Source organism: Streptomyces aurantiacus (assembly GCF_001418335.1).
GTDB lineage: Bacteria > Actinomycetota > Actinomycetes > Streptomycetales > Streptomycetaceae > Streptomyces > Streptomyces aurantiacus.
The window spans coordinates 32,784-52,862 of sequence record NZ_LIPP01000115.1 but is presented as its reverse complement, the minus strand read 5'-3'; the positions used below and the strand labels follow the sequence as shown (position 1 = coordinate 52,862).

24 protein-coding genes are annotated in these 20,079 nt (G+C 70.6%); 12 read left to right on the top strand and 12 right to left on the bottom strand.

Annotated features, from left to right (window positions below; genetic code table 11):
• From AOK01_RS16825 to AOK01_RS16810, 4 genes are all read right to left on the bottom strand, one after another.
• Positions 1-290: hypothetical protein (locus tag AOK01_RS16825; protein ID WP_055512395.1), on the bottom strand; the 290-nt coding region annotated here is incomplete at its 3' end.
• A gap of 224 nt (positions 291-514) precedes the next feature.
• Positions 515-1,462, bottom strand: a complete 948-nt coding sequence (locus AOK01_RS16820; protein ID WP_055512394.1) for a M56 family metallopeptidase — start codon at positions 1,460-1,462, stop codon at positions 515-517.
• Positions 1,463-1,675: 213 nt separating this feature from the next.
• Positions 1,676-3,433: a bifunctional 3'-5' exonuclease/DNA polymerase gene (locus tag AOK01_RS16815; protein WP_055512391.1), complete on the bottom strand. Its 1,758-nt coding sequence runs from the start codon at positions 3,431-3,433 to the stop codon at positions 1,676-1,678.
• A 38-nt stretch (positions 3,434-3,471) separates the two neighbouring features.
• Complete coding sequence (locus tag AOK01_RS16810) at positions 3,472-4,203, bottom strand: Clp protease N-terminal domain-containing protein (protein WP_055512390.1); 732 nt, start codon at positions 4,201-4,203, stop codon at positions 3,472-3,474.
• Between the two features lie 107 nt (positions 4,204-4,310).
• Between AOK01_RS16810 and AOK01_RS16805 the strand changes: the two genes are divergently transcribed.
• The gene (locus tag AOK01_RS16805) at positions 4,311-5,558 is read left to right on the top strand and encodes a DUF2786 domain-containing protein (RefSeq protein ID WP_055512388.1); all 1,248 of its coding nucleotides are present in this window, start codon (positions 4,311-4,313) and stop codon (positions 5,556-5,558) included.
• Between the two features lie 51 nt (positions 5,559-5,609).
• Here AOK01_RS16805 and AOK01_RS16800 read toward each other — a convergent pair whose 3' ends face one another.
• The gene (locus tag AOK01_RS16800; protein ID WP_055512386.1) at positions 5,610-6,161 is read right to left on the bottom strand and encodes a DUF4232 domain-containing protein; all 552 of its coding nucleotides are present in this window, start codon (positions 6,159-6,161) and stop codon (positions 5,610-5,612) included.
• Between the two features lie 182 nt (positions 6,162-6,343).
• Between AOK01_RS16800 and AOK01_RS16795 the strand changes: the two genes are divergently transcribed.
• Positions 6,344-8,686 carry an FUSC family protein gene (locus tag AOK01_RS16795; protein ID WP_055512384.1) on the top strand — a complete coding sequence of 781 codons (2,343 nt, stop codon included), beginning with the start codon at positions 6,344-6,346 and terminating at the stop codon, positions 8,684-8,686.
• Here the strand turns inward: AOK01_RS16795 and AOK01_RS16790 are convergent.
• The 3 genes from AOK01_RS16790 to rpmB form a co-directional block, all read right to left on the bottom strand.
• Positions 8,664-9,212, bottom strand: coding sequence for a hypothetical protein (locus AOK01_RS16790; RefSeq protein ID WP_055512382.1), 549 nt, complete (start codon positions 9,210-9,212; stop codon positions 8,664-8,666). The two genes, AOK01_RS16795 and AOK01_RS16790, sit on opposite strands and share 23 nt — an antisense overlap.
• A gap of 181 nt (positions 9,213-9,393) precedes the next feature.
• Positions 9,394-9,699 carry a 30S ribosomal protein S14 gene (gene rpsN / locus AOK01_RS16785; protein ID WP_055512381.1) on the bottom strand — a complete coding sequence of 102 codons (306 nt, stop codon included), beginning with the start codon at positions 9,697-9,699 and terminating at the stop codon, positions 9,394-9,396.
• Entirely contained in the window at positions 9,699-9,935 is a 237-nt protein-coding gene (gene rpmB / locus AOK01_RS16780; RefSeq protein ID WP_055512379.1) for a 50S ribosomal protein L28, read from the bottom strand. Before rpmB ends, rpsN begins: the two co-directional genes overlap by 1 nt.
• 75 nt (positions 9,936-10,010) lie before the next feature.
• Between rpmB and rpmG the strand changes: the two genes are divergently transcribed.
• The 5 genes from rpmG to AOK01_RS16755 all read left to right on the top strand — a co-directional run bounded on the left by rpmG (position 10,011) and on the right by AOK01_RS16755 (position 12,432).
• Complete coding sequence (rpmG, locus tag AOK01_RS16775) at positions 10,011-10,175, top strand: 50S ribosomal protein L33 (RefSeq protein WP_055512377.1); 165 nt, start codon at positions 10,011-10,013, stop codon at positions 10,173-10,175.
• Between the two features lie 5 nt (positions 10,176-10,180).
• Positions 10,181-10,486: a type B 50S ribosomal protein L31 gene (locus AOK01_RS16770; protein WP_055512375.1), complete on the top strand. Its 306-nt coding sequence runs from the start codon at positions 10,181-10,183 to the stop codon at positions 10,484-10,486.
• On the top strand, positions 10,486-11,751 hold the full coding sequence (locus AOK01_RS16765) for a GTP-binding protein (RefSeq protein ID WP_055512374.1): 1,266 nt from the start codon (positions 10,486-10,488) through the stop codon (positions 11,749-11,751). Before AOK01_RS16770 ends, AOK01_RS16765 begins: the two co-directional genes overlap by 1 nt.
• Positions 11,706-11,888 (top strand): 30S ribosomal protein S18, encoded by a 183-nt coding sequence (gene rpsR / locus AOK01_RS16760; protein ID WP_245702283.1) that lies wholly within the window; start codon positions 11,706-11,708, stop codon positions 11,886-11,888. Before AOK01_RS16765 ends, rpsR begins: the two co-directional genes overlap by 46 nt.
• A gap of 301 nt (positions 11,889-12,189) precedes the next feature.
• Positions 12,190-12,432, top strand: a complete 243-nt coding sequence (locus tag AOK01_RS16755; protein ID WP_079103477.1) for a DUF397 domain-containing protein — start codon at positions 12,190-12,192, stop codon at positions 12,430-12,432.
• Between the two features lie 169 nt (positions 12,433-12,601).
• Here AOK01_RS16755 and AOK01_RS16750 read toward each other — a convergent pair whose 3' ends face one another.
• Positions 12,602-13,099, bottom strand: a complete 498-nt coding sequence (locus AOK01_RS16750) for an ATP-binding protein (protein ID WP_055512369.1) — start codon at positions 13,097-13,099, stop codon at positions 12,602-12,604.
• A 344-nt stretch (positions 13,100-13,443) separates the two neighbouring features.
• Here AOK01_RS16750 and AOK01_RS16745 point away from each other — a divergent pair, with 344 nt between their 5' ends.
• The 5 genes from AOK01_RS16745 to AOK01_RS16725 all read left to right on the top strand — a co-directional run bounded on the left by AOK01_RS16745 (position 13,444) and on the right by AOK01_RS16725 (position 18,405).
• A complete protein-coding gene (locus tag AOK01_RS16745; protein WP_055512400.1) occupies positions 13,444-14,268 on the top strand; it encodes a helix-turn-helix domain-containing protein in 825 nt (274 codons plus the stop codon).
• An 80-nt stretch (positions 14,269-14,348) separates the two neighbouring features.
• Complete coding sequence (locus AOK01_RS16740; protein ID WP_055512367.1) at positions 14,349-15,809, top strand: aldehyde dehydrogenase family protein; 1,461 nt, start codon at positions 14,349-14,351, stop codon at positions 15,807-15,809.
• 102 nt (positions 15,810-15,911) lie between these two features.
• Positions 15,912-16,553, top strand: coding sequence for a PadR family transcriptional regulator (locus AOK01_RS16735; protein ID WP_055512365.1), 642 nt, complete (start codon positions 15,912-15,914; stop codon positions 16,551-16,553).
• Between the two features lie 95 nt (positions 16,554-16,648).
• Positions 16,649-17,647, top strand: a complete 999-nt coding sequence (locus AOK01_RS16730; protein WP_055512363.1) for an ATP-binding cassette domain-containing protein — start codon at positions 16,649-16,651, stop codon at positions 17,645-17,647.
• Positions 17,644-18,405 (top strand): ABC transporter permease, encoded by a 762-nt coding sequence (locus AOK01_RS16725; RefSeq protein WP_055512361.1) that lies wholly within the window; start codon positions 17,644-17,646, stop codon positions 18,403-18,405. The genes AOK01_RS16730 and AOK01_RS16725 overlap by 4 nt, the downstream gene beginning before the upstream one ends.
• Positions 18,406-18,411: 6 nt before the next feature.
• Here AOK01_RS16725 and AOK01_RS41220 read toward each other — a convergent pair whose 3' ends face one another.
• The 3 genes from AOK01_RS41220 to AOK01_RS16715 form a co-directional block, all read right to left on the bottom strand.
• A complete protein-coding gene (locus AOK01_RS41220) occupies positions 18,412-18,621 on the bottom strand; it encodes a DUF397 domain-containing protein (RefSeq protein WP_169800138.1) in 210 nt (69 codons plus the stop codon).
• Entirely contained in the window at positions 18,597-19,400 is an 804-nt protein-coding gene (locus AOK01_RS16720) for a helix-turn-helix domain-containing protein (RefSeq protein WP_063792812.1), read from the bottom strand. The genes AOK01_RS41220 and AOK01_RS16720 overlap by 25 nt, the downstream gene beginning before the upstream one ends.
• Before the next feature lie 168 nt (positions 19,401-19,568).
• Positions 19,569-20,042 (bottom strand): hypothetical protein, encoded by a 474-nt coding sequence (locus AOK01_RS16715; RefSeq protein WP_055512358.1) that lies wholly within the window; start codon positions 20,040-20,042, stop codon positions 19,569-19,571.
• Between the last annotated feature and the right edge of the window lie 37 nt (positions 20,043-20,079).

The window sequence follows — 20,079 nt, the reverse complement described above, 5'->3', positions numbered from 1 at the left end:
CCGGCCGGCCGGACCACCAGGTTCACCACCGGGTCGAAGTTGACCAGCTTGCCCGTGTCGCCGACCGACACGACGACCGCCGGGACGGTCGATGCCCCCGCGGCGAGCAACTGCTGGACCTGGCCACCGGACTTGTACGCGCCGATGGACTGCTGGACCTGGGCGAAGTTCTCGCTGCCCATGAACGCGCGCGTGGTCCGACCGTAGAACCCCTTGCCGCCGGCCACCTGGTCGACGATCTTCGCGGTCTTCTCCTCGCGGCTTTGGCGACGCCTGCGGAAGATTCCCATGACGCACTCTCCTCTGCACCGTTGGCTGCGGACGACCGACCGCGCGCTGCCGACCGGGCAGTGCCGCCGAATACGTCCTGACGGCGTGGACGCTAGGCGCGCCGCCGCGCCTACCGATCCCAGGTTCACGTCACCTGGAAGGCGTCCTGAGTGTCCTGCGTCAGCGGCGAGGTCGTCAGCGGCGAGGTCGTCGACGGGGAGGCCGTCGCCAACTGCGACGACTCCTAGGACGCCAGGGTCGCCAGGGCCGGGGCGAAGGCGATGAGCAGGGGGACGAGTGGGGCCAGGGCGGCGGCCGTCGTCGTGCCTCGGCGGTGGGTCCGGGTGAGGCGGGGCGGGGGGGCCAGGAGGCGTTCCACGCGTTGGTGGAGCAGGGGCCTGGGGGTGGCGCAGGAGAGCACGCCCCGGTGCTGGTTGAGCTCGATGAGGGCCAGCGCGGTGGTGAGGTGGCCGCAGCGGCGCGATGCCGTGTCGTCGGCGGACAGCTCGACGAGCCGGTGGGTCTGGTCGCGGAAGTGGCTGAAGACCGGGATGCCGGGGAACCCGCCGGCCAGCGCCTGCGAGAGGTGCAGCAGCCAGTCGTGCCGGGCGCGCGCGTGGCCGAGTTCGTGGGCCTGGATGGCGTCCAGCTGGTGCGTGGTGAGGCGGTGCAGGGCACCCGTGGTGACGACCAGCTGTGGCGGGCTGCCGGGCATCCACCAGGCGTCCGGGTACTCGTCCTCCAGCACGAGGAGCGGGCCGCGGGACGCCGGGAGGCCGGCCGGCAGCTCGGGGGCGCGTTCGCGCAGGTGCTCCCGGCGCAGACGGCTGCGCCTGCGGGCCTCCACGACCTCACGGGCGAGCATGGCCGTGGTCCAGGCGGCGCCGCCGGCCAGCAACAGCGTCAGCGCGGTGGTCCAGGGCGGGGCGGCGGCCAGGTCGTACGCCGCGGTGACGGAGGCCGGCGCGGGCGCGAAGACGTGGGCGCGCACGGTGTGGAAGACGGCGGAGGCGCTCAGCAGGAGCGAGGCCAGACAGCACAGCAGGACCGTGGCGACCAGGCACTGCCACACCCACAGCGCGAGCACGGGTTCCCGCTCGGGCCAGGAGGCGCGGGTCAGGACGCGGGGAGCCGCGACGGCGACGGTCAGGGCGACGGCCGCCATCAGCATGAGGGAGACGGATACGGTCATGTCGTGGGCCCCTTTCCCTCGGTCCTCTGTCGGCCCTCTATCGGTCCTCCAAGCGGGTCATGGACACGCTACCCGCCGTCGGGCCCCCGGAGGCAATGAGCGGGACGGCATGGAGAACCTCGGCGTATGGAGAACCTCGGCTGTCCCGGCGGCCGGAACGTCGCACGGAACGTCGCACGGGGCGGCTGCGCGCACGGGGGCGGCTGCGGGAGATCACTTCGCGTCCGCGTAGCACCGCACCACCGCCGTCGTGAACGGGAACCGCACCGGCGTTTCGCCGAACGTCAGCCGTCCCGCCTGCTCCGCCGCCTCCCTGATCGCCTCGACCACCGCGTCGGCCTCCTCCGCCGGGCAGTGCACCATCACCTCGTCGTGCTGGAAGAAGACCAGCTCGGCCGCCATGTCCCGGCAGGCGCGCCGGAGCCCGGCGAGTACGAGAAGGGTCCAGTCGGCGGCGCTGCCCTGCACCACGAAGTTACGGGCGAAGCGGCCCCGGGCGCGGGAGTTGCTGGACGCGTACCCGGGCACCCAGTCCTGGCCGTCGCCGGGCTCGGCCGCCCCCTCGCCCCGACCTCCTCCCCGACCTTCACCCTGACCCCCTCCCCGGTCCCCGGCCTGCTCACTGTCCGGAATCCCCGCCTCCTCCCCCGAGGAGTCGGACCCCGCCGCGGGTGGGCAGGTGCGGCCCAGCCAGGTCCGTACGAGCCGGCCCTCCTCGCCCGCCCGCGCCGCGTCGTCCACGTACGCCACGGCCTTGGGGAAGCGGCGGCGCAGCAGCGCGAGGTTCTTGAGGCCGTCACCGGACGTCTGGCCGTAGATCGCGCCGAGGACGGCGAGTTTCGCCTGCGAGCGGTCGCCGGAGAAGGCGCGGTCGGAAACGGACTGGTAGAGGTCGCTCTCCCGCCCTGCCACCTCCATCAGGCCGGGGTCGCGGGAGATCGCGGCCAGGACGCGTGGCTCCATCTGGTCGGCGTCCGCCACGACGAGCCGCCAGCCGGGATCGGCGACCGCCGCCCGGCGAATGACCTTGGGGATCTGCAGCGCGCCGCCGCCGTTGGTCACCCAGCGGCCGGTGACGGTGCCGCCCGCCTGGTACTCCGGTCTGAACCGCCCGTCCCGCACCCAGTCCTGGAGCCACGACCAGCCATGGGCGACCCAGATCCGGTACAGCTTCTTGTACTCGACCAGCGGCTTGACCGCCGGGTGGTCGATGGTCTCGATCTCCCAGCGGCGCGTGGACTTCACCTTGATCCCGGCCTGCGCGAAGGCCTTGACGACATCCGCGGGCAGATCGGGCCGGACCCGGCGTCCGAACGCGGCCGACACCTCCTCCGTCAGCTCGGCCAGCCTTCGTGGCTCGCCGCCGCCCGCGTACCGCTCGCCGAGCAGTTCGTGCAGCACCTCGCGGTGCACGTCCGCGCTCCACGGCAGCCCCGCCTCGTTCATCTCCGTGGCCACGAGCATGCCCGCCGACTCGGAGGCAGTGAGCAGCCGCATCCGCTCGGGGCGCGCGGTCGCGTCGTGTCTTCGCTGCTGTTCCCCGTACACCTCGATGAGCTGGGCCAGCGACACATGGCTGCCGGGGCCGGGGCGCGGCTCGAAGAGGGAGGACTGCGAGCCGGGCTCGGCCGATCGCTGCGGAGGGTCGGGCGGTACGGGGCCGCCGCGCAGCCTCGCCAGGGCGGCGGCGGCCGAACGAGGCTCGCCGAGCCGCCCCTCGTGGCCGAGCAGGAGGGTCTCGGCGGCCTCCAGGTCGTAACACCGCTCCACGCGGACACCTTCGGCGCGCAGCCGTGGGTAGACCTCGGCCGTCGCCCGCCACACCCAGCGGGTGACGTCCGGCCGGGAGCGTACGGACTCGGCGAGGTCCGGCTCCCGCAGGAGCGGTCCGGCGGGCAGCCCGTCGGGGCCGAGGGGGGCGAGCTCGGCGCCACCGTCCTCGGCCGGCGCGAGAGCCCACCGGTCGGTCATGACGCGAGTCTCGCAGGAGGGTCTGACATCAGCCCCGGTCAGTCCTCCTGGACGGACTTCTTCACCTTCTCCAGCGCCTTCTCGATGTTCGCCTCGGCCGCCGCCTTGTCGACGCCGAGCCCGCTGAGGAGGCCCGCGCCGGCCTCGTGCTCCAGCAGCGCGAGCAGGATGTGCTCCGTGCCGATGTAGTTGTGGCCGAGCCGGAGGGCCTCGCGGAAGGTGAGTTCGAGGGATTTCTTGGCGTTGCTGTCGAAGGGGATGAGTGCGGGTACGTCCTCGGCGCGCGGCGGCAGGGCGGCGGTCGCGGCCTCGCGCACGGCGTCCAGGGTGACGCCCTGCGCGGTGACCGCCTTCGCCCCGAGGCCGTCCGGATCGGCGATCAGGCCGAGGATCAGGTGCTCGGTGCGGATCTGGTCGTTGCCCGCGGTCTTGGCCTCGTTCTGGGAGGTGATCACCACGTTCCTGGCCCGCGGTGTGTACCGGCTGAAGCCCTGGCTGGGGTCGAGGTCCGACTCGGCCTTCGGTACGAACCGCTTCTGGGCCGCCTGCCGGGTGACCCCCATGCTCCTGCCGATGTCTGTCCAGGACGCGCCCGAACGCCGCGCCTGGTCCACGAAGTGCCCGATCAGGTGGTCGGCCACGTCGCCGAGGTGGTCCGCGGCGATCACCGCGTCCTGGAGCTGGTCGAGGGCGTCCTCGTGGACCTTCTTGATGGCCTCGATGAGGTCGTCGAGGCGTACGGAGGTGGTGGTTCGTGGGTTCGTGGTCATGTGTCAACCGTAGGTTGACGGCAGGAGGGTGTCAACCTCGGGTTGACAGTCTCTTCGCGGATGACAGCCCGGCCGATGACCCGATGGACCCGTGACACGATCGAGGGATGAGTAGTACGTCCACCACGGTGGAGCGCGCCTTCGGGGCCGCCCTCTACGCCGACTCCGACGCGGCCCTCGACACCGGCGCCTCCCTGCTCGCCGCCGACCCCGCCTCCGACGCCGAACTCGCCCGCCGTGGCGAGGAGTTCGTCGCGGCGGCCTGGCGGCGCGGCTGGCAGCCCGCCGACGTCGTACGGATCGTGCGGCGCGAGCTGGGCGACGTGCACGAGCGCCTCGTGGCGGAGCTGGTCCTCGCCGAGGCCGGCCGCGACCAGGCGTCCCGGGACCGCGCACCCCGGGACCGTACGCCCCGAAGCCCGCGCTGGACGGCGCAGCTGGAAGAGATCGACAAGTTCGGCAAGTTCAACAAGCTCGACAAGCCGACCGAGCCGGACGCCGGGGCGGGAACACCCCGCACGGACCGTTTCTCGTACGCGACCGCCACCCTGGAGCTCTACCGCCTGCTGCTCCGCCTGCCCTCCCTGGAGCCACTGGACGAGCACGTACCCCACCCGCCCCGCGCGTCCGGGGGCACCGCCGCCCCACGGGACACCCGCATGCTCACCCGTATCCGCGCGCTCCTCGCCAAGGCGGAGGCGACCGGGTTCCCGGAGGAGGCGGAGGCGTTGAGCGCCAAGGCGCAGGAGCTGATGGCGCGGCACAGCATCGACGAGGCGCTGCTCGCGGCGCGCACGCACGCCAAGGACGCGCCCGGTGCCTGCCGCATCGGCGTCGACCCGCCGTACGAGACCGCGAAGGCGGTCCTCCTCGACGCGGTGGCCGGGGCCAACCGCTGCCGCGCGGTGTGGAACGAGGCCCTCGGCTTCTCCACCGTCGTCGGTTTCGAGGCCGACCTGGAGGCGGTCGAACTCCTCTACACCTCGCTCCTCGTGCAGGCCACCGCCGCGATGACGAAGGCGGAGGCGGCCCAGCGCGCGGGCGGCAGGAAGCGTACGAAGTCCTTCCGGCAGTCCTTCCTCGCCGCGTACGCGCACCGCATCGGCGACCGGCTGGCCGACGCGGCCGACGGGCAGGTGTTCGCGACAGAGGGCGAGTTGGGCACGGCGGAAGGGGAGTTGCTGCCGGTCCTCGCGGCTCGCGACGTCGCGGTCACGGACGAGACGGAGCGCATGTTCCCGGACACCGTCACGACCCGGATGCGCGGGGTGACCGACGCGGCCGGCTGGCAGGAGGGCGCCGCGGCGGCGGACCGCGCCCAGGTGAGGGCGCGACCGCCGCTGACCCGGCCGTGAGCCGGTCACCGCAGACCCGCCCGCCCGACCAATGGCGCGGCCGGCCGTGACTCAGTCGCCCGTCCGCTGGAGCGGGGTCACCGACGCGTCCGGCTTGCTCGCGCTCTTCAGGGCCACCTCGCCGTACTTCCAGGCGAAGGACAGCTCGCCGTCGGCCCCGGGCAGCTCGCACTTGACGGTCGTCGCGGCGGCGCCCTTCTCGGCGTCGCCGGCGGGCCCTCGTACGTACGTGATCGTGAAGCCGGCCGTCTCGTCCTGCTTCACGGTCAGCTTCTCCGGCTCCGCCGACTTCTCCGGAGCGACGGCCCAGCTGGTGGTGCCGGCGTTCAGCTCGACGGTGGGGAAGCCCTTCAGCGTGCAGTCGGCCCCGGAGCCGTTGGTGAGGGTGACGGAGACGGTCCCGGTGTCGCCCGCGGCCGGCGCCTCACTGGCGACGACCTCCTGACTGAGCTTGTCGGCCGGGCAGGCGGTCGAGGAACTGGTCTTCTTCTCGCCGCCGGTCTTCTTGTCACCGCCGCTGCCGTCGTCATCGCCGCCGCAGGCGGTCAGGGTGAGGGTGAGCGTCGCCGCGAGGGCGGTGACGGCGATCGGCAGGGTACGCATGGGTTTCCTCTGGCCTTTGGATCGAGGGGAAATCGATCTGCTGCTGCGTTGTGCTGGGCTGTGCTCGTAGATCATCATGCGGTTCCGTGCCCCAGGATTCCACCGCCGGTCGAACCTTCACTCGTCCCTGGCCGGGGCCGCGGATACTCCGCCCGCTCGGCGTCCTCCCGTACGCTGGCGCCGTGAGCTGGCGACGAGCGCTTAAGGACACCGCGCGCTCCGGGCTCGCCGTGGAGAAGACGCGGCTCGAACCCCTCGTCGCGGTGCGCGGGGCGGCCGGGCTCGCGATCGTGATCGCGGTCAGCCTGTGGGCCTTCGGCCCCGCCGCCGCAGCGAGTTCGGCCTTCGGCGCGTTCCAGGCGGCGATCGCCACGTTCCAGCGCAGCTGGCGCCCCCGCCCCGAACTGGCCCTCGCCTCCGGTACGAGCCTCGCCGTGTCCACGTTCCTCGGCTACCTCACGGTGTCCCAGGAGCCGCTGTTCCTCGCGCTGCTGGTGGTGTGGACGTTCGCGGCGGGCATGAGCTGGGCGGCGGGCCCGACCATCGGTCTGATCGCGTCCTCGAACGTGGCGATCATGCTGGTGACGGTCACCCTGCCGACCTCCGTCGGCCAGGCCGCGGGCCACGCCGCCATGATGATCGTGGGCGGTGTCGTCCAGGCCGCGCTCGTCGTGGTGTTTCCCGTACGACGCTGGGGTGCCCACCGTGACGCGCTCGCCGACGCCCTGGCCGCCGAGGCGGACTACGCGCGCCGCCTGCGCCAGGACCCCGTCGCGTCCTTCGACCCGCTGCCCCTGATGGAGGCCCGCAACGCGGCCGCCGTCACACCCCGCCAGGCCCGCCGCCGCCCCGCCGAACTCCACGGCGCCCGTGGCGTCGCCGAGCGCATCCGCCCGGTACTCGCCTCCCTCGCCGACCCGGCGATGGGCGTCCCGGCGGAGGGCCGTGCCCGTGCCCGCGTCCGTGAACTGCTCGCCGCGGCCGGCGCCGTCCTCGACGCGGCGGCCCACGCGATCCGCCGGGGCGAGCCCGTGACCGTCCCGGCCGCGGCCCTTGCCACCTTCCGCACCCCGGCCACCGGCAGCATCCTCACCGGCCGTCCCTACCGCGCGGCGACCCGCCTCAACACCCTCCTCCAGGACGTGCTGGAAACGGCGGGCGGCAGCACCCCCAAGGCCCGCGAGGAACCGGTCCGTTCGCGCAGCCGCCCCACCCTCCTCGCCCTGGCCCCCACCGCGCTCAGGGCGATGCGCAAGGAACTCCGCAAGGGTTCCCCCGTCGCCCGTCACGCCACACGCGTGTCCGCGGTCGCCGCCGCCGGCTACACCGTCGGCACCCTGCTCCCCTTCGGCCACGGCTACTGGGCCCCGCTGGCCTCGGTCATGGTCATGCGCCCGGACTTCTCACAGACGTACAGCCGAGCGGTCGCCCGCCTCGGCGGCACCGTCGTCGGCGTGGCGGTGGCCACGGCCGTGGTGCGGCTGGCCGACCCGGGTACGTACCTCTCCGGCGCCCTCGCCGTGACGAGCGCCGCGCTGATGTACCTGGTGATGCGTACGGGCCAGTTCGCGGCCCAGGGCTGCATCGCCGCGTACGTCGTCTTCCTGCTCGGCATGGGCGGCGAACAGTGGACCCAGACCGTGCCCGAACGCGTCCTGCTCACCCTGCTCGGCGGCCTGCTGGCGGTGCTCGCGTACGCCGTCTACCCGGCGTGGGAGACCCCGCGCCTGCGCACCCGCCTCGCGGACTGGCTGGCCGAACAGGGCCGTTACGCGGCCGTGGTCTTCGGCTCCTACGCCGACCCGGCGCTCAGGAACGCCCCGGACGTCCGGGAGGCCCTGCTCACCGCGCGCACCGCCCGCGCGTCCTGGCACACCGCCGTGGCCCGCGCCACCGCCGAACCGGTCCGCCACCGCGGCCTCTCCCGGACCGCCGCCGACGACGCCGAGGACGCGCTCGCCCAACTGGGCCGCGTCGCCATGCTCCTGGAGGCCCACCTCCCGGAACGCGGCGCGACCCCGGTCCCGGCGGCGACCGCCCTCGCCGAGGCCCTGCGCGAGTCGACCCAGCAGGGCGCCAAGGCGATCCGCGAACGCCGGGTCCCCACATGGGACGCGGTACGGGCGGCCCTGGAGGCCTGGACAGCGGAGAAGGCGGAGAAGGCAGAAGAAGCCCCGGAAGCCCCGGAAGCCCCGGAAGCCCCGGAAGCCCCGGAAACTCCGGAAGCCCCGGAAACTCCGGAAGCCCCGGAAACTCCGGAAACTCCGGAAACTCCGGAAATCTTGACCACCCCTGTCGCCCCGGCCCAAGTCGCTCCGGACAACGACACGTTCGTACGGGACGCGGCGCGCCTCGTCCTCCATGCCCTCATCGAGTTGTCCGAGGCGCTCGACACCGCCGTACCGCCCATGACGCTCGACGGGACGGCGGCTGCGAAGACGGCCCGTGGGACCGGCCCCGACGATGAGGGCGACAGCGGGGGCGAAGGTCAGGGCGACCGTGTCAGGAACCCAGACTCGCCGTAGGCAGCCCGGACGGCAGACCCTCGCCCTCGGACCTCGTGTACGTCTCCTCGCCGAAGCCCTCCCAGGTGACCTTCAGGGTGGTGGAGTCGACGGAGTCCACCATGCCCTCGGCGCGGTCCTTGTTCCCGTCGGTGCACTTCAGCTCGATCATCCGCATGCCCGAGCTGTCACCGGCGGTACCGCTGCACACGGACCCGCTCGTCGAGAAAAGCCCGGCCTCCTTGCCGGTGATCACCAGGGCCACGGCCTTGCCGTCCTTGGTGGTCAGCCAGTTGCCCGCCAACTTGTCGGCCCCGGCCGTGCTGTCGCCGGAGCCGCCACCGGTGTGCGCCGACCCGGTCGGTGCGGGGCTCGTCCCGGAGGACGAGGCCTTGTCACCGCCCCCGTCATCGCCCCCGTCATCGCCCCCGTCATCGTCCCCGCCGTCGTCACCGCTGCAGCCTGCCGTCAGGACGAGCGCGGCCGTAAGCGCCGCCGCCGCGGCCGTGATCCGCGCCCGCCCGCGCGAGAAGGTCGCCGAAGTCACTGGAGCCCCCAAGGGTCTGGCCGAACGAGTCGCCGGTACCCGCCGGGTACCGCCGGTGACGCCGATACCACCGGCACGACCGCAGCAAGCTATCAGCCGCCCCTTTCAAGACACAGGGGACAGCGGACGGCGACAGCGGGCGGGGACAGCAGACGGGGACAGCGTTACGGCGGGGACAGTGTTACCAGGAGGACTTCCGGACCCCCGGCAGGAACCCCTTGTGGGCCTGCTCCCGGAGGTTCACGCGGGAGAGCCCGAACGTCCGCAGATACCCGCGCGGGCGCCCGTCCACGCTGTCCCGGTTGCGGACGCGCGTGGCACTGGCGTCACGCGGCTGCCGCGCCAACTCCCGCCGCGCGTCGCTCCGTTCGACGTCAGTCGAGGAGGGCCTGCGGATGATCTCCTTGAGCTCGGCCCGACGTCCGGCGTACCGGGCGACGATCTCCTGGCGCTTCTCGTTCTTCGCGATCTTGCTCTTCTTGGCCATCAGACCCTCACCCCACGGGCACGGATGCGGGACACGGCGGCCTCGACGCCGATGACGTCGACCGTCTTGATGCCCTTGGTGCTCAGCTTCAGCCGTACGTGACGGCCCTCGCTCGGCAGCCAGTAGCGCTTGCTCTGGACGTTGGGGTCGAAGCGGCGCGACGTGCGCCGGTGCGAGTGGGAGATCGAGTTGCCGAAGCCCGGCCGGGTCCCGGTCAGCATGCAGTGCGCGGACATGGTGAGTGACGTACCTCTCTGTCTTCTCTGTCTCTGAGTTATTGGTAATGGGATTCGTTTTCATATACTAGCCACATGGCACGCAACGAACTACGCCCGGTCGTCAAGCTCCGGTCCATGGCCGGGACCGGCTACACCTACGTCACCCGCAAGAACCGCCGTAACGACCCCGACCGGATGATTCTGCGCAAGTACGACCCGGTCGCACGTCGGCACGTCGACTTCCGAGAGGAGCGCTGAGCGGCATGCGCGAGGGAATCCACCCGGCGTACGGGCCTGTCGTCTTCCGGGACCGGGCCGCGAACCACGCCTTCCTGACCGGCTCGACCATGACGAGCGAGAAGACGATCGAGTGGGAGGACGGCAACACGTACCCGGTCGTCGACGTCGAGATCTCGGACGTGAGCCACCCCTTCTATACGGGGACGGCCCGCGTACTGGACACGGCCGGCCGAGTGGAACGCTTCGAACGCCGCTTCGGCAGGCGTGACGAGAAGCGTGCCGACGAGCGGGGCAACAGCCGCGCCGACGAGCGGGGCGGTGGACGCTGATGCTGTCCGTCGCCGTCGTCGGCGGGTTGCACGCCGACGCGCGCAGGCAGGCGGTGGAGCGGCTGCTCGCCGACGTGCCGGGTGCGGTGGCGCTGCACCACGACCTCGCGACGGCCGTGGCGGGCACGGTGGTCCGCACCGTCCGCGACCGCACCGGCATCGTCTCGGCCGGTGAGGCGCCGCTGGTCAACGACTGCGCCTGCTGCGCCCTGCGCGAGGACCTGGTCCCGGAGCTGGAACGGCTCGCGGCGGACGGTGTGACCCGCCTCGCGATCGTCGAACTCTGGGACTCGGTCGAGCCCAAGGCGATGGCCGAGGTGGTCGCGAGCGCCGGACCCGACGCCGGACTCCGCCTCACCGGTGTCATCACCGCGGTCGACCCCGCGCTGGTGCTCCCGTACCTCGGCAACGGCGACGACCTCGCCGACGCGGGCCTCGCCGCTGCCGCGAGCGACCGGCGCACCATCGCCGACACCTTCGCCCGCCAGTTGGAGTACGCCCCGGTCCTGGCCCTCGCCTACTCGGAGGAGGCCGACGAAGAGGACAACGCCCTGCTGGCCCAACTCCACCCGACCGCCCGCCGGGTACCGATCCCGGCCCCCACGGAAGCGGCAGCGGAACCCGCAGCCACGGAAGCCGCAGATCAGTCCGCCCCCGAAACCGCCCCCGAAACCGTCCCCGAAACCGTCCCGGACATCGCCCCCGAAGCCGCCCCCGGAGCCGTCCCCTCCGCGCTCGCGCTCGCCGCGTTCGCCGGGTTCGACGTGGAGGCCGCCGCCGCGGCGCAGCACCCGGCCTGCGCGCGGTTGCCGGCCGAGGCGGACGAGTGCGGGGTCTCCACGCTCGTATGGCACCGGCGCCGGCCGTTCCACCCCGAGCGGCTATACGCGGCGCTTGAGGGTCTGACCTGCGCGGCGGCGCGCAGCCGGGGCCGGTTCTGGCTCGCGGACCGGCCCGACACCCTGCTCCACTGGGACGCGGCAGGCGGCGCCCTGTGCGTGGAGAGCGCAGGGCCGTGGATGGCGTCCCTGCCCGACGCGGCCTGGGATCTGGTACCGCCGGTACGCCGGGCCGCCGCCGCGCTCGACTGGCACCCCGAGCACGGCGACTGCTGCCAGCACCTCGTCTTCACCTCGCCGGGCCTGGACCGCGACGGGCTCGAACTCCTCCTGGAGTCCTGCCTGTTGACCGACACGGAGTACGCAGCGGGACGCACCGCCTGGAAGCGGCTCCCGCCCGCCTTCGACACCCTCCTGGAGGTCTGACCCTCCTCTGGCTCTCCGACCGCGGAAAGATTCGCAGTCGCAGGGTCACCCGGGTGTCCGCGCAGCAGCAGCGTCTGCCGGCCCGTGCGATCAAGAACGCCCGTGAGATGGCCCTGCTGCCCTACGCGTCGCGGTAGTCCCGGCGGCCACCCTGTGCACGACAGCTCCGACCCGTCCGGTGAAGGAACCGGGCGGGTCGGAGCCGTTCTGGAACAGGAAGGGCCCGGTGTGCGTCTCTCTCATGGACGGGGGGTGTCGGCGGAACGATTCAGGCTTCGCGATCGTCAAATGTGTAACCAACACACCACCCCGCGTGCACGTGCATATGCCCATGCGTCTGCATGTGAAGACAGCTATGATCCGGAGCAGTTGACCACTGCATCAATGGCATCAATGGCATCGAGCAACAGACGCCAATGCACGACCGGGGAGCGACCTGTGGACCACGACGTGTACAACGGCATGGCTGCCACGGAGCTGCACGAGGCGGCCTGGCAGAAGAGCAGGCACAGCAACTCGCAGGGGTCCTGCGTGGAGTTCGCCCGGCTGCCCGGCGGCGAGGTGGCCGTGCGCAACTCCCGCTTCCCCGACGGCCCGGCGCTCGTCTACACGCGCGCGGAGATCGAGGCCATGCTGCTGGGCATCAAGGACGGCGAGTTCGACCACCTGATAGCGGGCTGACGGCGACGTCTTTCAGGGGCGCGGGGAACTGCGCGCCCAGCCCCCACCGGGCCCGCGGGAGAGAATCTCGCCGCCACCCTGGCCGCACATGCACGCGAGTGCGCCGGGCGCCGGTAACGCGCGTAGAACCGCAGCACGAAAAAAAGCGTCGCGGTCCGTCGCCGGACCGTCACGCGGTGGCTCCCAGCCGGAACAGCGCCCAGACGACCTTGCCGTCGAGCGTGCCGGCCAGCGGATGCCACCCCCAGCCGTCGGCGAACGACTCGACCAGGAACAGGCCGCGTCCCGACTCCGCCGAGATGTCGTCGGAGTCGCCCGCGACCGGGCTGTCGTGACTGGGGTCGCGCACCGCGCACACGACTCTCTCGGTCCACCGCATCAGGTGCAGCCGCACGGGCGCGTCCTGGTCGCCCGAGCGAGGGGTGTCCGCGGGCAGCGCGTGCCGCAATGCGTTGGTGACGAGTTCCGAGACCACCAGACAGACATCGTCGAAGCGGTTGCCGACGTCCCACTGGTCCAGCGTGCGACGAGTGAACTGCCGCGCGTCGCGCACCGCTTCGTAACGGGGCGGGAGGGCGCAGGAGGCGGCGTTGGACACGCCCGCGGGGTCCAGTGGCGGAAGCCCCTGCCTTAACGGCTCAAGCACGGTCGATCCATTAGTCCCCATGCGAGGCACTCCCGGGGTTCGCGGTCGTTGCGATGCAGCGGTGGCGCGAGACCATCGTTCCGAATGCGTTCAGCAGATGCAAGGGCAGATGCACGTGCACGTGCCCGAAATGGACCTTCCCATGCCGCTTCTTGGTCATTTTTTCCGCCATCTCTTCGCCACTTTTCTGGGTCTGGCTTGTCTTCTCCTTGCCGTTTCCTGCGCATCTCCCTTGAAAGCTTGCCGTTTCTGTAACCGAACGAGTACTGCTTGAAGTGTTTTAGTGGCAGACTGCGGCCCTTGAAGACGGGTTGGGGAGGCTGACGAACGTGAGCACGCAGGAGTCGGGATCGGTGGTACGGCGCATGCTGCTCGGCTCGCACCTGAGGCGGCTGCGCGAATCGCGTGGGATCACCCGGGAGAAGGCCGGTTACTCGATCCGAGCCTCCGAATCGAAGATCAGCCGTATGGAGTTGGGCCGGGTGAGCTTCAAGACGAGGGACGTCGAGGATCTGCTGACGCTCTACGGGATCGCCGACGAGGTGGAGCGCACGTCACTGCTGTCGCTCGCCAAGGAGGCCAACGTCGCCGGCTGGTGGCACAGTTACTCGGACATCCTGCCCAGCTGGTTCCCGACCTATGTCGGCCTGGAGGGCGCCGCCTCGCTCATCCGGTCGTACGAGGTGCAGTTCGTGCACGGCCTGCTGCAGACCGAGGCGTACGCGCACGCCGTCGTCGCCCGCGGGATGAAGGGCGGGAGCGTCGCCGACATCGACCGGCGCGTGGCCCTGCGCATGGAGCGCCAGAAGTACCTCGTGTCGGAGAGCACGCCCGAGTTCCACGTGGTCCTCGACGAGGCCGCGCTGCGGCGGCCGTACGGCGACCGGGCCGTGATGCGCGGCCAGCTGCAGCACCTCATCGACATCTCCCAGCGCCCCAACGTACGGCTTCAGGTCATGCCGTTCAGCTTCGGCGGGCACGCGGGCGAGAGCGGCGCGTTCACGGTGCTCAGCTTCCCTGAGTCCGATCTGTCCGACGTGGTCTACCTGGAGCAGCTCACCAGTGCGCTGTATCTGGACAAGCGCGAGGACGTCACCCAGTACGAGAAGGCGATGAAGGAGCTCCAGCAGGACAGTCCCGACCCCGACGAGAGCCGCGACTTGCTCCGAGGACTGCTCCAACTCTCTTGAAACGCCAGTACGATGACTTGTGATCAGACCGTGAAGACGATCGGGCTGCTGCCTTCTGCGGCAAGGGATTGAGGGATCACATGTCGTCCTACTTCACCGACCTGGCTCAGCAGTACATCGACGGCCGATGGCGACCGGGTACCGGCTCCTGGGACATCATCGACTTCAATCCGTACGACGGTGAGAAGCTGGCCTCGATCACGATAGCCACGGTCGACGAGGTGGATCAGGCCTACCGGGCCGCCGCCCGCGCCCAGAAGGAATGGGCGGCGACGAACCCGTACGCGCGGCGTGCCGTGTTCGAGAAGGCGCTGCGGCTCGTCGAGGAGCGCGAGCAGGAGATCGCCGAGGTGATCATCGCGGAGCTCGGCGGCACCCGGCTGAAGGCCGGCTTCGAACTGCACCTCGCCAAGGAGTTCCTGCGCGAGTCGGTCAACCTCGCGCTGCGGCCCGAGGGCAAGATCATCCCCTCGCCGGGCGACGGCAAGGAGAACCGCCTCTACCTCGTCCCGGTCGGCGTCGTCGGTGTGATCAGCCCCTTCAACTTCCCGTTCCTGCTGTCGCTGAAGTCCGTGGCGCCCGCCCTGGCGCTGGGCAACGGCGTGGTCCTCAAGCCGCACCAGAACACCCCGATCGTGGGCGGTTCCCTGGTCGCGAAGATCTTCGAGGACGCGGGCCTGCCGCCCGGTCTGCTCAACGTCGTGATCACCGACATCGCGGAGATCGGCGACGCGTTCATCGAGCACCCGGTCCCGAAGGTCATCTCCTTCACCGGCTCCGACAAGGTCGGCCGCCATGTCGCGACCGTCTGCGCCTCGCAGTTCAAGCGCGCCGTCCTCGAACTGGGCGGCAACAGCGCGCTGGTGGTCCTGGACGACGCGGACGTCGACTACGCCGTGGACGCGGCCGTCTTCAGCCGGTTCGTGCACCAGGGGCAGGTCTGCATGGCCGCGAACCGCGTCCTCGTGGACCGTTCGGTCGAGGCGGAGTTCACCGAGAAGTTCGTCGCCAAGGTCAAGTCCCTCAAGGCCGGAGATCCGCGTGACCCGGAGACCGTCATCGGCCCGGTCATCAACTCCTCGCAGGCGGACGCCCTCACGAGTGTGGTGGACCAGGCGCTCGCCGAGGGCGCGACCGCCCTCGTGCACGGCACCACCACCGACAACCTCGTCGAGCCGACGGTCCTGACCGGCCTGCCCGCCGACTCCCCCCTCCTCCGGCAGGAGATCTTCGGCCCCGTCGCGCTCCTCGTCCCGTTCGACGGCGAGGAGGAGGCCGTCCGGCTCGTCAACGACACCCCGTACGGACTGAGCGGCGCCGTGCACACCGCCGACGTCGAGCGCGGTGTCTCCTTCGCCAAGCGGATCGACACGGGCATGTTCCACGTGAACGACGGCACCGTGCACGACGAGCCGCTGGTCGCCTTCGGCGGCGAGAAGTCCTCGGGCCTCGGCCGCCTGAACGGCGAGGCGACGGTCGAGGCGTTCACCACCCAGAAGTGGATCTCGGTACAGCACGGCCGCAGCTTCTTCCCGTTCTGAGCCCGCGCCCCGTTCTGAGCCCGCGCCCCGTTCCGGGCCCTGTTCGGGGGTCCGGGCGGGGCTGGTGCCCGGGGCGGGCAGGCGGGTCCTAGGCTTGACAACATGTCAGCGATCCGCCTTCTCGTCCTGGGTGCCGTACGTCAGCACGGCCGGGCCCACGGCTACCAAGTGCGCAACGACCTGGAGTACTGGGGCGCGCACGAGTGGTCCAACGCCAAGCCGGGCTCGATCTACCACGCGCTCAAGCAGATGGCGAAGCAGGGCATGCTGATCGCCCACGAGATCGCGCCCTCCACGGCCGGCGGCCCGCCGCGCACGGAGTACGAGATCACGGAGACGGGCACCCAGGAGTACTTCACACTCCTGCGAGAGTCCCTGACCTCGTACGACCAGAAGCCGGACATCCTCTCGGCGGCGCTCGGCTTCGTGGTGGACCTCGACCGCGAGGAGGCGCTCGAACTCCTGGAGGAGCGGGTGCGTGTCATCGAGGAGTGGCGCACGGCCGTCACCGAGCACTACGTGCCGGAGGACGGCCCCGAGCAGCTCGGCCACATCGGCGAGATCATGAACTTCTGGGTCCACTCCGCCGACAGCGGCGCCCAGTGGACCCGCGGCCTGATCCAGCGCATCAAGGGCGGCGCGTACACCTTCGCGGGCGAGGGCGAGCCGTTCGTGGGGGTGCTCGCGGAGGGCGAGGAGAACCCGTACGGCACGGGGGAGACGCATCCGGAAGACGCTCGATAATCAAGATAATCAAGTTTGACTAGACAGTCCGATGGATCTACCCTTCACTGACAAGCAGGTAGTCAAGTTTGATTACAGCGGGCGAGGGGAGCCTGATGACCGACGCGATCGTCGTCGACGGCGTTCGGAAGCGGTACGGAGCCAGGTACGCGCTGGACGGGCTCGACCTGCGGGTCGGGCGCGGCACGGTGCACGCGGTGCTCGGCCCCAACGGCGCGGGCAAGACGACCCTGGTCCGGGTCATGTCCACGCTGCTGCGGCCCGGTGGGGGCCGCGTGGAGGTGGCCGGGCACGACGTGGTCACCCAGGCCCGGGAGGTGCGCCGCCGCATAGGCCTGCTCGGCCAGCACGCGGCGCTCGACGAGGAACTCGGCGGACGGCAGAACCTGGAGATGTTCGGGCGCCTCCACCACCTGGGCGCCCGGCACGCGCGCGTGCGGGCCGACGAACTTCTTGCGCGTTTCGGCCTCGCGGACACGGGCCGCAAGGCGGTGAAGCGGTACAGCGGCGGCATGCGGCGGCGCCTGGACCTGGCCGCCTCGCTCATCACCGAACCGGAGGTGCTCTTCCTGGACGAGCCGACCACGGGCCTCGACCCGCGTGGCCGGGCCGAGGTGTGGGCGGCGGTGCGTTCCCTGGTCGGCGGCGGTACGACGGTGCTGCTCACCACCCAGTATCTGGAGGAGGCCGACCAGCTCGCCCACCGGATCTCGCTCGTCGACCGGGGGCGGGTCGTCGCGGACGGCACGGCGGACGAACTGAAGGCCCTGGCAGGCGGCGACCGCATCGACGTGGTCCTGCGGGACGGCGGCCAACTGGGCACCGCGGTGGCTTTGTTGCCGCTCTCCAGGGCGGAGATCTCGGTCGACGTCGACCGGCGTCTGCTGAGCGCCCCGGTCACCGACCGCATGAAGGCGCTCGCCGGCGTCGTACGGGCCCTGGAGGAGGCCGGGGTGGAGGCGGAGGACGTGGCCCTGCGGCGGCCGACGCTGGACGAGGTGTTCCTGCGCCTCACCGCGGACGACGAACCAGCGGAACCAGCGGAACCAGCGGAACCAGCGGAACCAGCGGAACCAGCGAAGGAGGCGGTATGACCACGTACGCGCTGAGTGATTCCTGGACCATGACCCGCCGCGAACTCGCCCACTGGGCACGGCAGCCGGCCCAGGTCCTGGTCGGTCTGGTCTTCCCCGTGATGCTGCTGCTGATGTTCAGCTACCTGATCGGCGGCGGCCGGGGCGTCGACGGGGACTACGTCGACTTCCTGGTGCCCGGCATGTTCGCGCTGACCATGGCCTTCGGCCTGGAGGGCACGATGCTGGCCGTCACCCAGGACCTCAACAAGGGGGTGATCGACCGCTTCCGCTCGATGCCGATGGCCGACGGAGCGGTCCTGGTGGGCCGTTCGGCCGCCGACATGCTCCAGTCGGCGCTCGGCCTGGTCGTGCTGATCGGGGTCGGGTACGCGCTCGGCTGGCGCGTGCACGGAGGCTTCGGCGCCTTCATGGGCGCCATGGGCCTGCTTCTGCTGCTGCGATTCGCGATGCTGTGGATCGGCATCCTGCTGGCGATGGTGGCGGGCAAGCCGGAGATGGTGCAGGCCGTGCAGATCCTGGTCTGGCCCGTCGGCTTCCTCTCCAACGCGATCGCGACCCCCGAGTCCATGCCGGCCTGGCTGGGCACGGTCGTCGAATGGAACCCGCTGTCACAGACGGCCACGGCCGTACGCGACCTGTTCGGCGTGGCGGGCGCCGAGCCGGGCCACACCTGGGCGGCCGTCGCCTGGCCGCTGGCACTGCTGGCGGTGTTCTTCCCCCTGGCGGTACGCAGATTCCGCAGGCTCAGCGTATGAGAGCGGTCAGCCTGCGGTGTGCTTGAGATGACCGACGAAGGCCGTCCACGCGGGGGCGGCGACGAGGAGGGCGGGGCCTTCGGGGCGTTTGCTGTCACGGACGGGGGTGAGGGGGGAGTGGCTGTCGGCTATCTCTACACACTCGCCTCCTTCGGAATTGCTGTAGCTGGACTTGCGCCACGATGCGGTGCTCAGGTTGATGGGCGGGATTCGCATGATGTGCCGGCCTCCAGGATGTTTCGGATCAGCGCCACGGACTCCCGGGGAGGAAGGGCGGAGTCCCGGAGCAGATCGTAAGACAGCTTCAGCCGTTCGACATCGGCCGGTTCTTCGAAGAGTTCGGCGGTCATGTTGGTTTCGTTGTACGCGACGGATGTGCCGTCAGGAAACCACAGCACTGTGAGTGATGTGCCCAACAGGTGGTGCAGGCCTGCCGAGTAGGGCAACACTTGGACCGTGACGTTGGGGAATTCGGCCGTCCGCAACAGGTGTCGTAGCTGCTGGTGCCAGGCCGAGGCGTCTTTCATCGGGCGACGGAGGACGGACTCGTCCAGGATGGCGCGGACGTTCAGGCGGCCCTCGCCGTGCAGCCGTTCCTGGCGCGCCATTCGCGCCGCGAGCTGCACCTCCAGCTCGTCCTCGTCCTCCGCGTACACGAACCCCAGCATCTCTCGTGCGTAGCTCTCCGTCTGCAACAAGCCCGGAATCGCCCCGATCGCGTACTGCTGCCATACGCTGGCGCGCTTCTCCAGTTCCATGAACCGCTTGTACTTGTCGCGGAAGACGTCGTCCCTGGCCAACTCCCAGAGGTCGGCCAGGTGTTTTCCTGTCCCATACGTCTGATCAAGGGCTGCCATCACTGCCGGTGAGCCCAGCTTTTCCCCCGTCTCCAGTCTGTACAGATGCGTGCGGTCGTAGGCGGTCTTGTCCGCGAGTTCGCTGAGCGAGAAGCTCGCCTTCTCGCGCAACCGCGCGAGCTCCGTGGCCAGCACCATCCGTGCTGACCCGTCGTGATGGTTGCCCCGGTTCGGGTTCGGCTTCCGTGGCGGCATCGTTGGCACCCCTCCGTGGTCCTGACGTGCGGGCCTACGCCCCTCCTCCATCGACCGTAGCTCCCGACACGTCACACTGTGGATGCAATCGGCAACTCCAGGTGACCAGTCCTAGTCTCCGGAGGATCCGAAAATTCCCAGATGAGTCGGCCTGCCATCGAAGTGGAGGACGACGTAACAGCCGGTCCACCGCATCTGGCACTCGCCGAAGAGGCTTCGTTCGTGTTCCTCATGGTTCGCAGCCTCACGGGCGGCGGCAGCGAGCTCTTCGTACTGCTCGACCGTCGGGCGGTCGGTGCCGAAGTGGTGCGCGACGCGGTCGAGTGCCAGAGGACGCAGGGTGCCGTAGTCGGCAACACCGGACTGTGTCGGCAGGTCATCCGTGGCCACAACCGTGTCGATGTCGAGGATCGTATGGGTGCCTTCCGTGCCCATGAACTCCGAGTCCGCGTACAGGTCCTTCAGGCTTGAGTAGTGGGCACCGTCGCCGTACTCCTCCTGGAACACCTTGGTCTGCAAAGTTCCCAATGCCGCCTTCACATCGCCGTCGTACCCGGTGACGTAGTCCCATCCACTGGCGCCCATCGAGCCACCCTCCCTGAAGATCGTGAATGGCCGAACA

Bases quoted from the DNA above. Each gene is read 5' to 3' on its own strand.
- AOK01_RS16725 (WP_055512361.1), top strand. From the start codon at position 17,644: ATGACCACGTACGCGCTGAGTGATTCCTGGACCATGACCCGCCGCGAA.
- AOK01_RS16800 (WP_055512386.1), bottom strand. From the start codon at position 6,161: ATGCGTACCCTGCCGATCGCCGTCACCGCCCTCGCGGCGACGCTCACC.
- AOK01_RS16765 (WP_055512374.1), top strand. From the start codon at position 10,486: ATGCTGTCCGTCGCCGTCGTCGGCGGGTTGCACGCCGACGCGCGCAGG.
- AOK01_RS16730 (WP_055512363.1), top strand. From the start codon at position 16,649: ATGACCGACGCGATCGTCGTCGACGGCGTTCGGAAGCGGTACGGAGCC.
- AOK01_RS16770 (WP_055512375.1), top strand. From the start codon at position 10,181: ATGCGCGAGGGAATCCACCCGGCGTACGGGCCTGTCGTCTTCCGGGAC.
- rpmB (WP_055512379.1), bottom strand. From the start codon at position 9,935: ATGTCCGCGCACTGCATGCTGACCGGGACCCGGCCGGGCTTCGGCAAC.
- rpmG (WP_055512377.1), top strand. From the start codon at position 10,011: ATGGCACGCAACGAACTACGCCCGGTCGTCAAGCTCCGGTCCATGGCC.
- AOK01_RS16720 (WP_063792812.1), bottom strand. From the start codon at position 19,400: ATGGTGCTGGCCACGGAGCTCGCGCGGTTGCGCGAGAAGGCGAGCTTC.
- AOK01_RS16740 (WP_055512367.1), top strand. From the start codon at position 14,349: ATGTCGTCCTACTTCACCGACCTGGCTCAGCAGTACATCGACGGCCGA.
- AOK01_RS16805 (WP_055512388.1), top strand. From the start codon at position 4,311: ATGAGTAGTACGTCCACCACGGTGGAGCGCGCCTTCGGGGCCGCCCTC.
- AOK01_RS16820 (WP_055512394.1), bottom strand. From the start codon at position 1,462: ATGACCGTATCCGTCTCCCTCATGCTGATGGCGGCCGTCGCCCTGACC.
- AOK01_RS16815 (WP_055512391.1), bottom strand. From the start codon at position 3,433: ATGACCGACCGGTGGGCTCTCGCGCCGGCCGAGGACGGTGGCGCCGAG.
- AOK01_RS16735 (WP_055512365.1), top strand. From the start codon at position 15,912: ATGTCAGCGATCCGCCTTCTCGTCCTGGGTGCCGTACGTCAGCACGGC.
- AOK01_RS16745 (WP_055512400.1), top strand. From the start codon at position 13,444: ATGCTGCTCGGCTCGCACCTGAGGCGGCTGCGCGAATCGCGTGGGATC.
- AOK01_RS16715 (WP_055512358.1), bottom strand. From the start codon at position 20,042: ATGGGCGCCAGTGGATGGGACTACGTCACCGGGTACGACGGCGATGTG.
- AOK01_RS16810 (WP_055512390.1), bottom strand. From the start codon at position 4,203: ATGACCACGAACCCACGAACCACCACCTCCGTACGCCTCGACGACCTC.
- AOK01_RS41220 (WP_169800138.1), bottom strand. From the start codon at position 18,621: ATGCGAATCCCGCCCATCAACCTGAGCACCGCATCGTGGCGCAAGTCC.
- rpsN (WP_055512381.1), bottom strand. From the start codon at position 9,699: ATGGCCAAGAAGAGCAAGATCGCGAAGAACGAGAAGCGCCAGGAGATC.
- AOK01_RS16750 (WP_055512369.1), bottom strand. From the start codon at position 13,099: ATGGGGACTAATGGATCGACCGTGCTTGAGCCGTTAAGGCAGGGGCTT.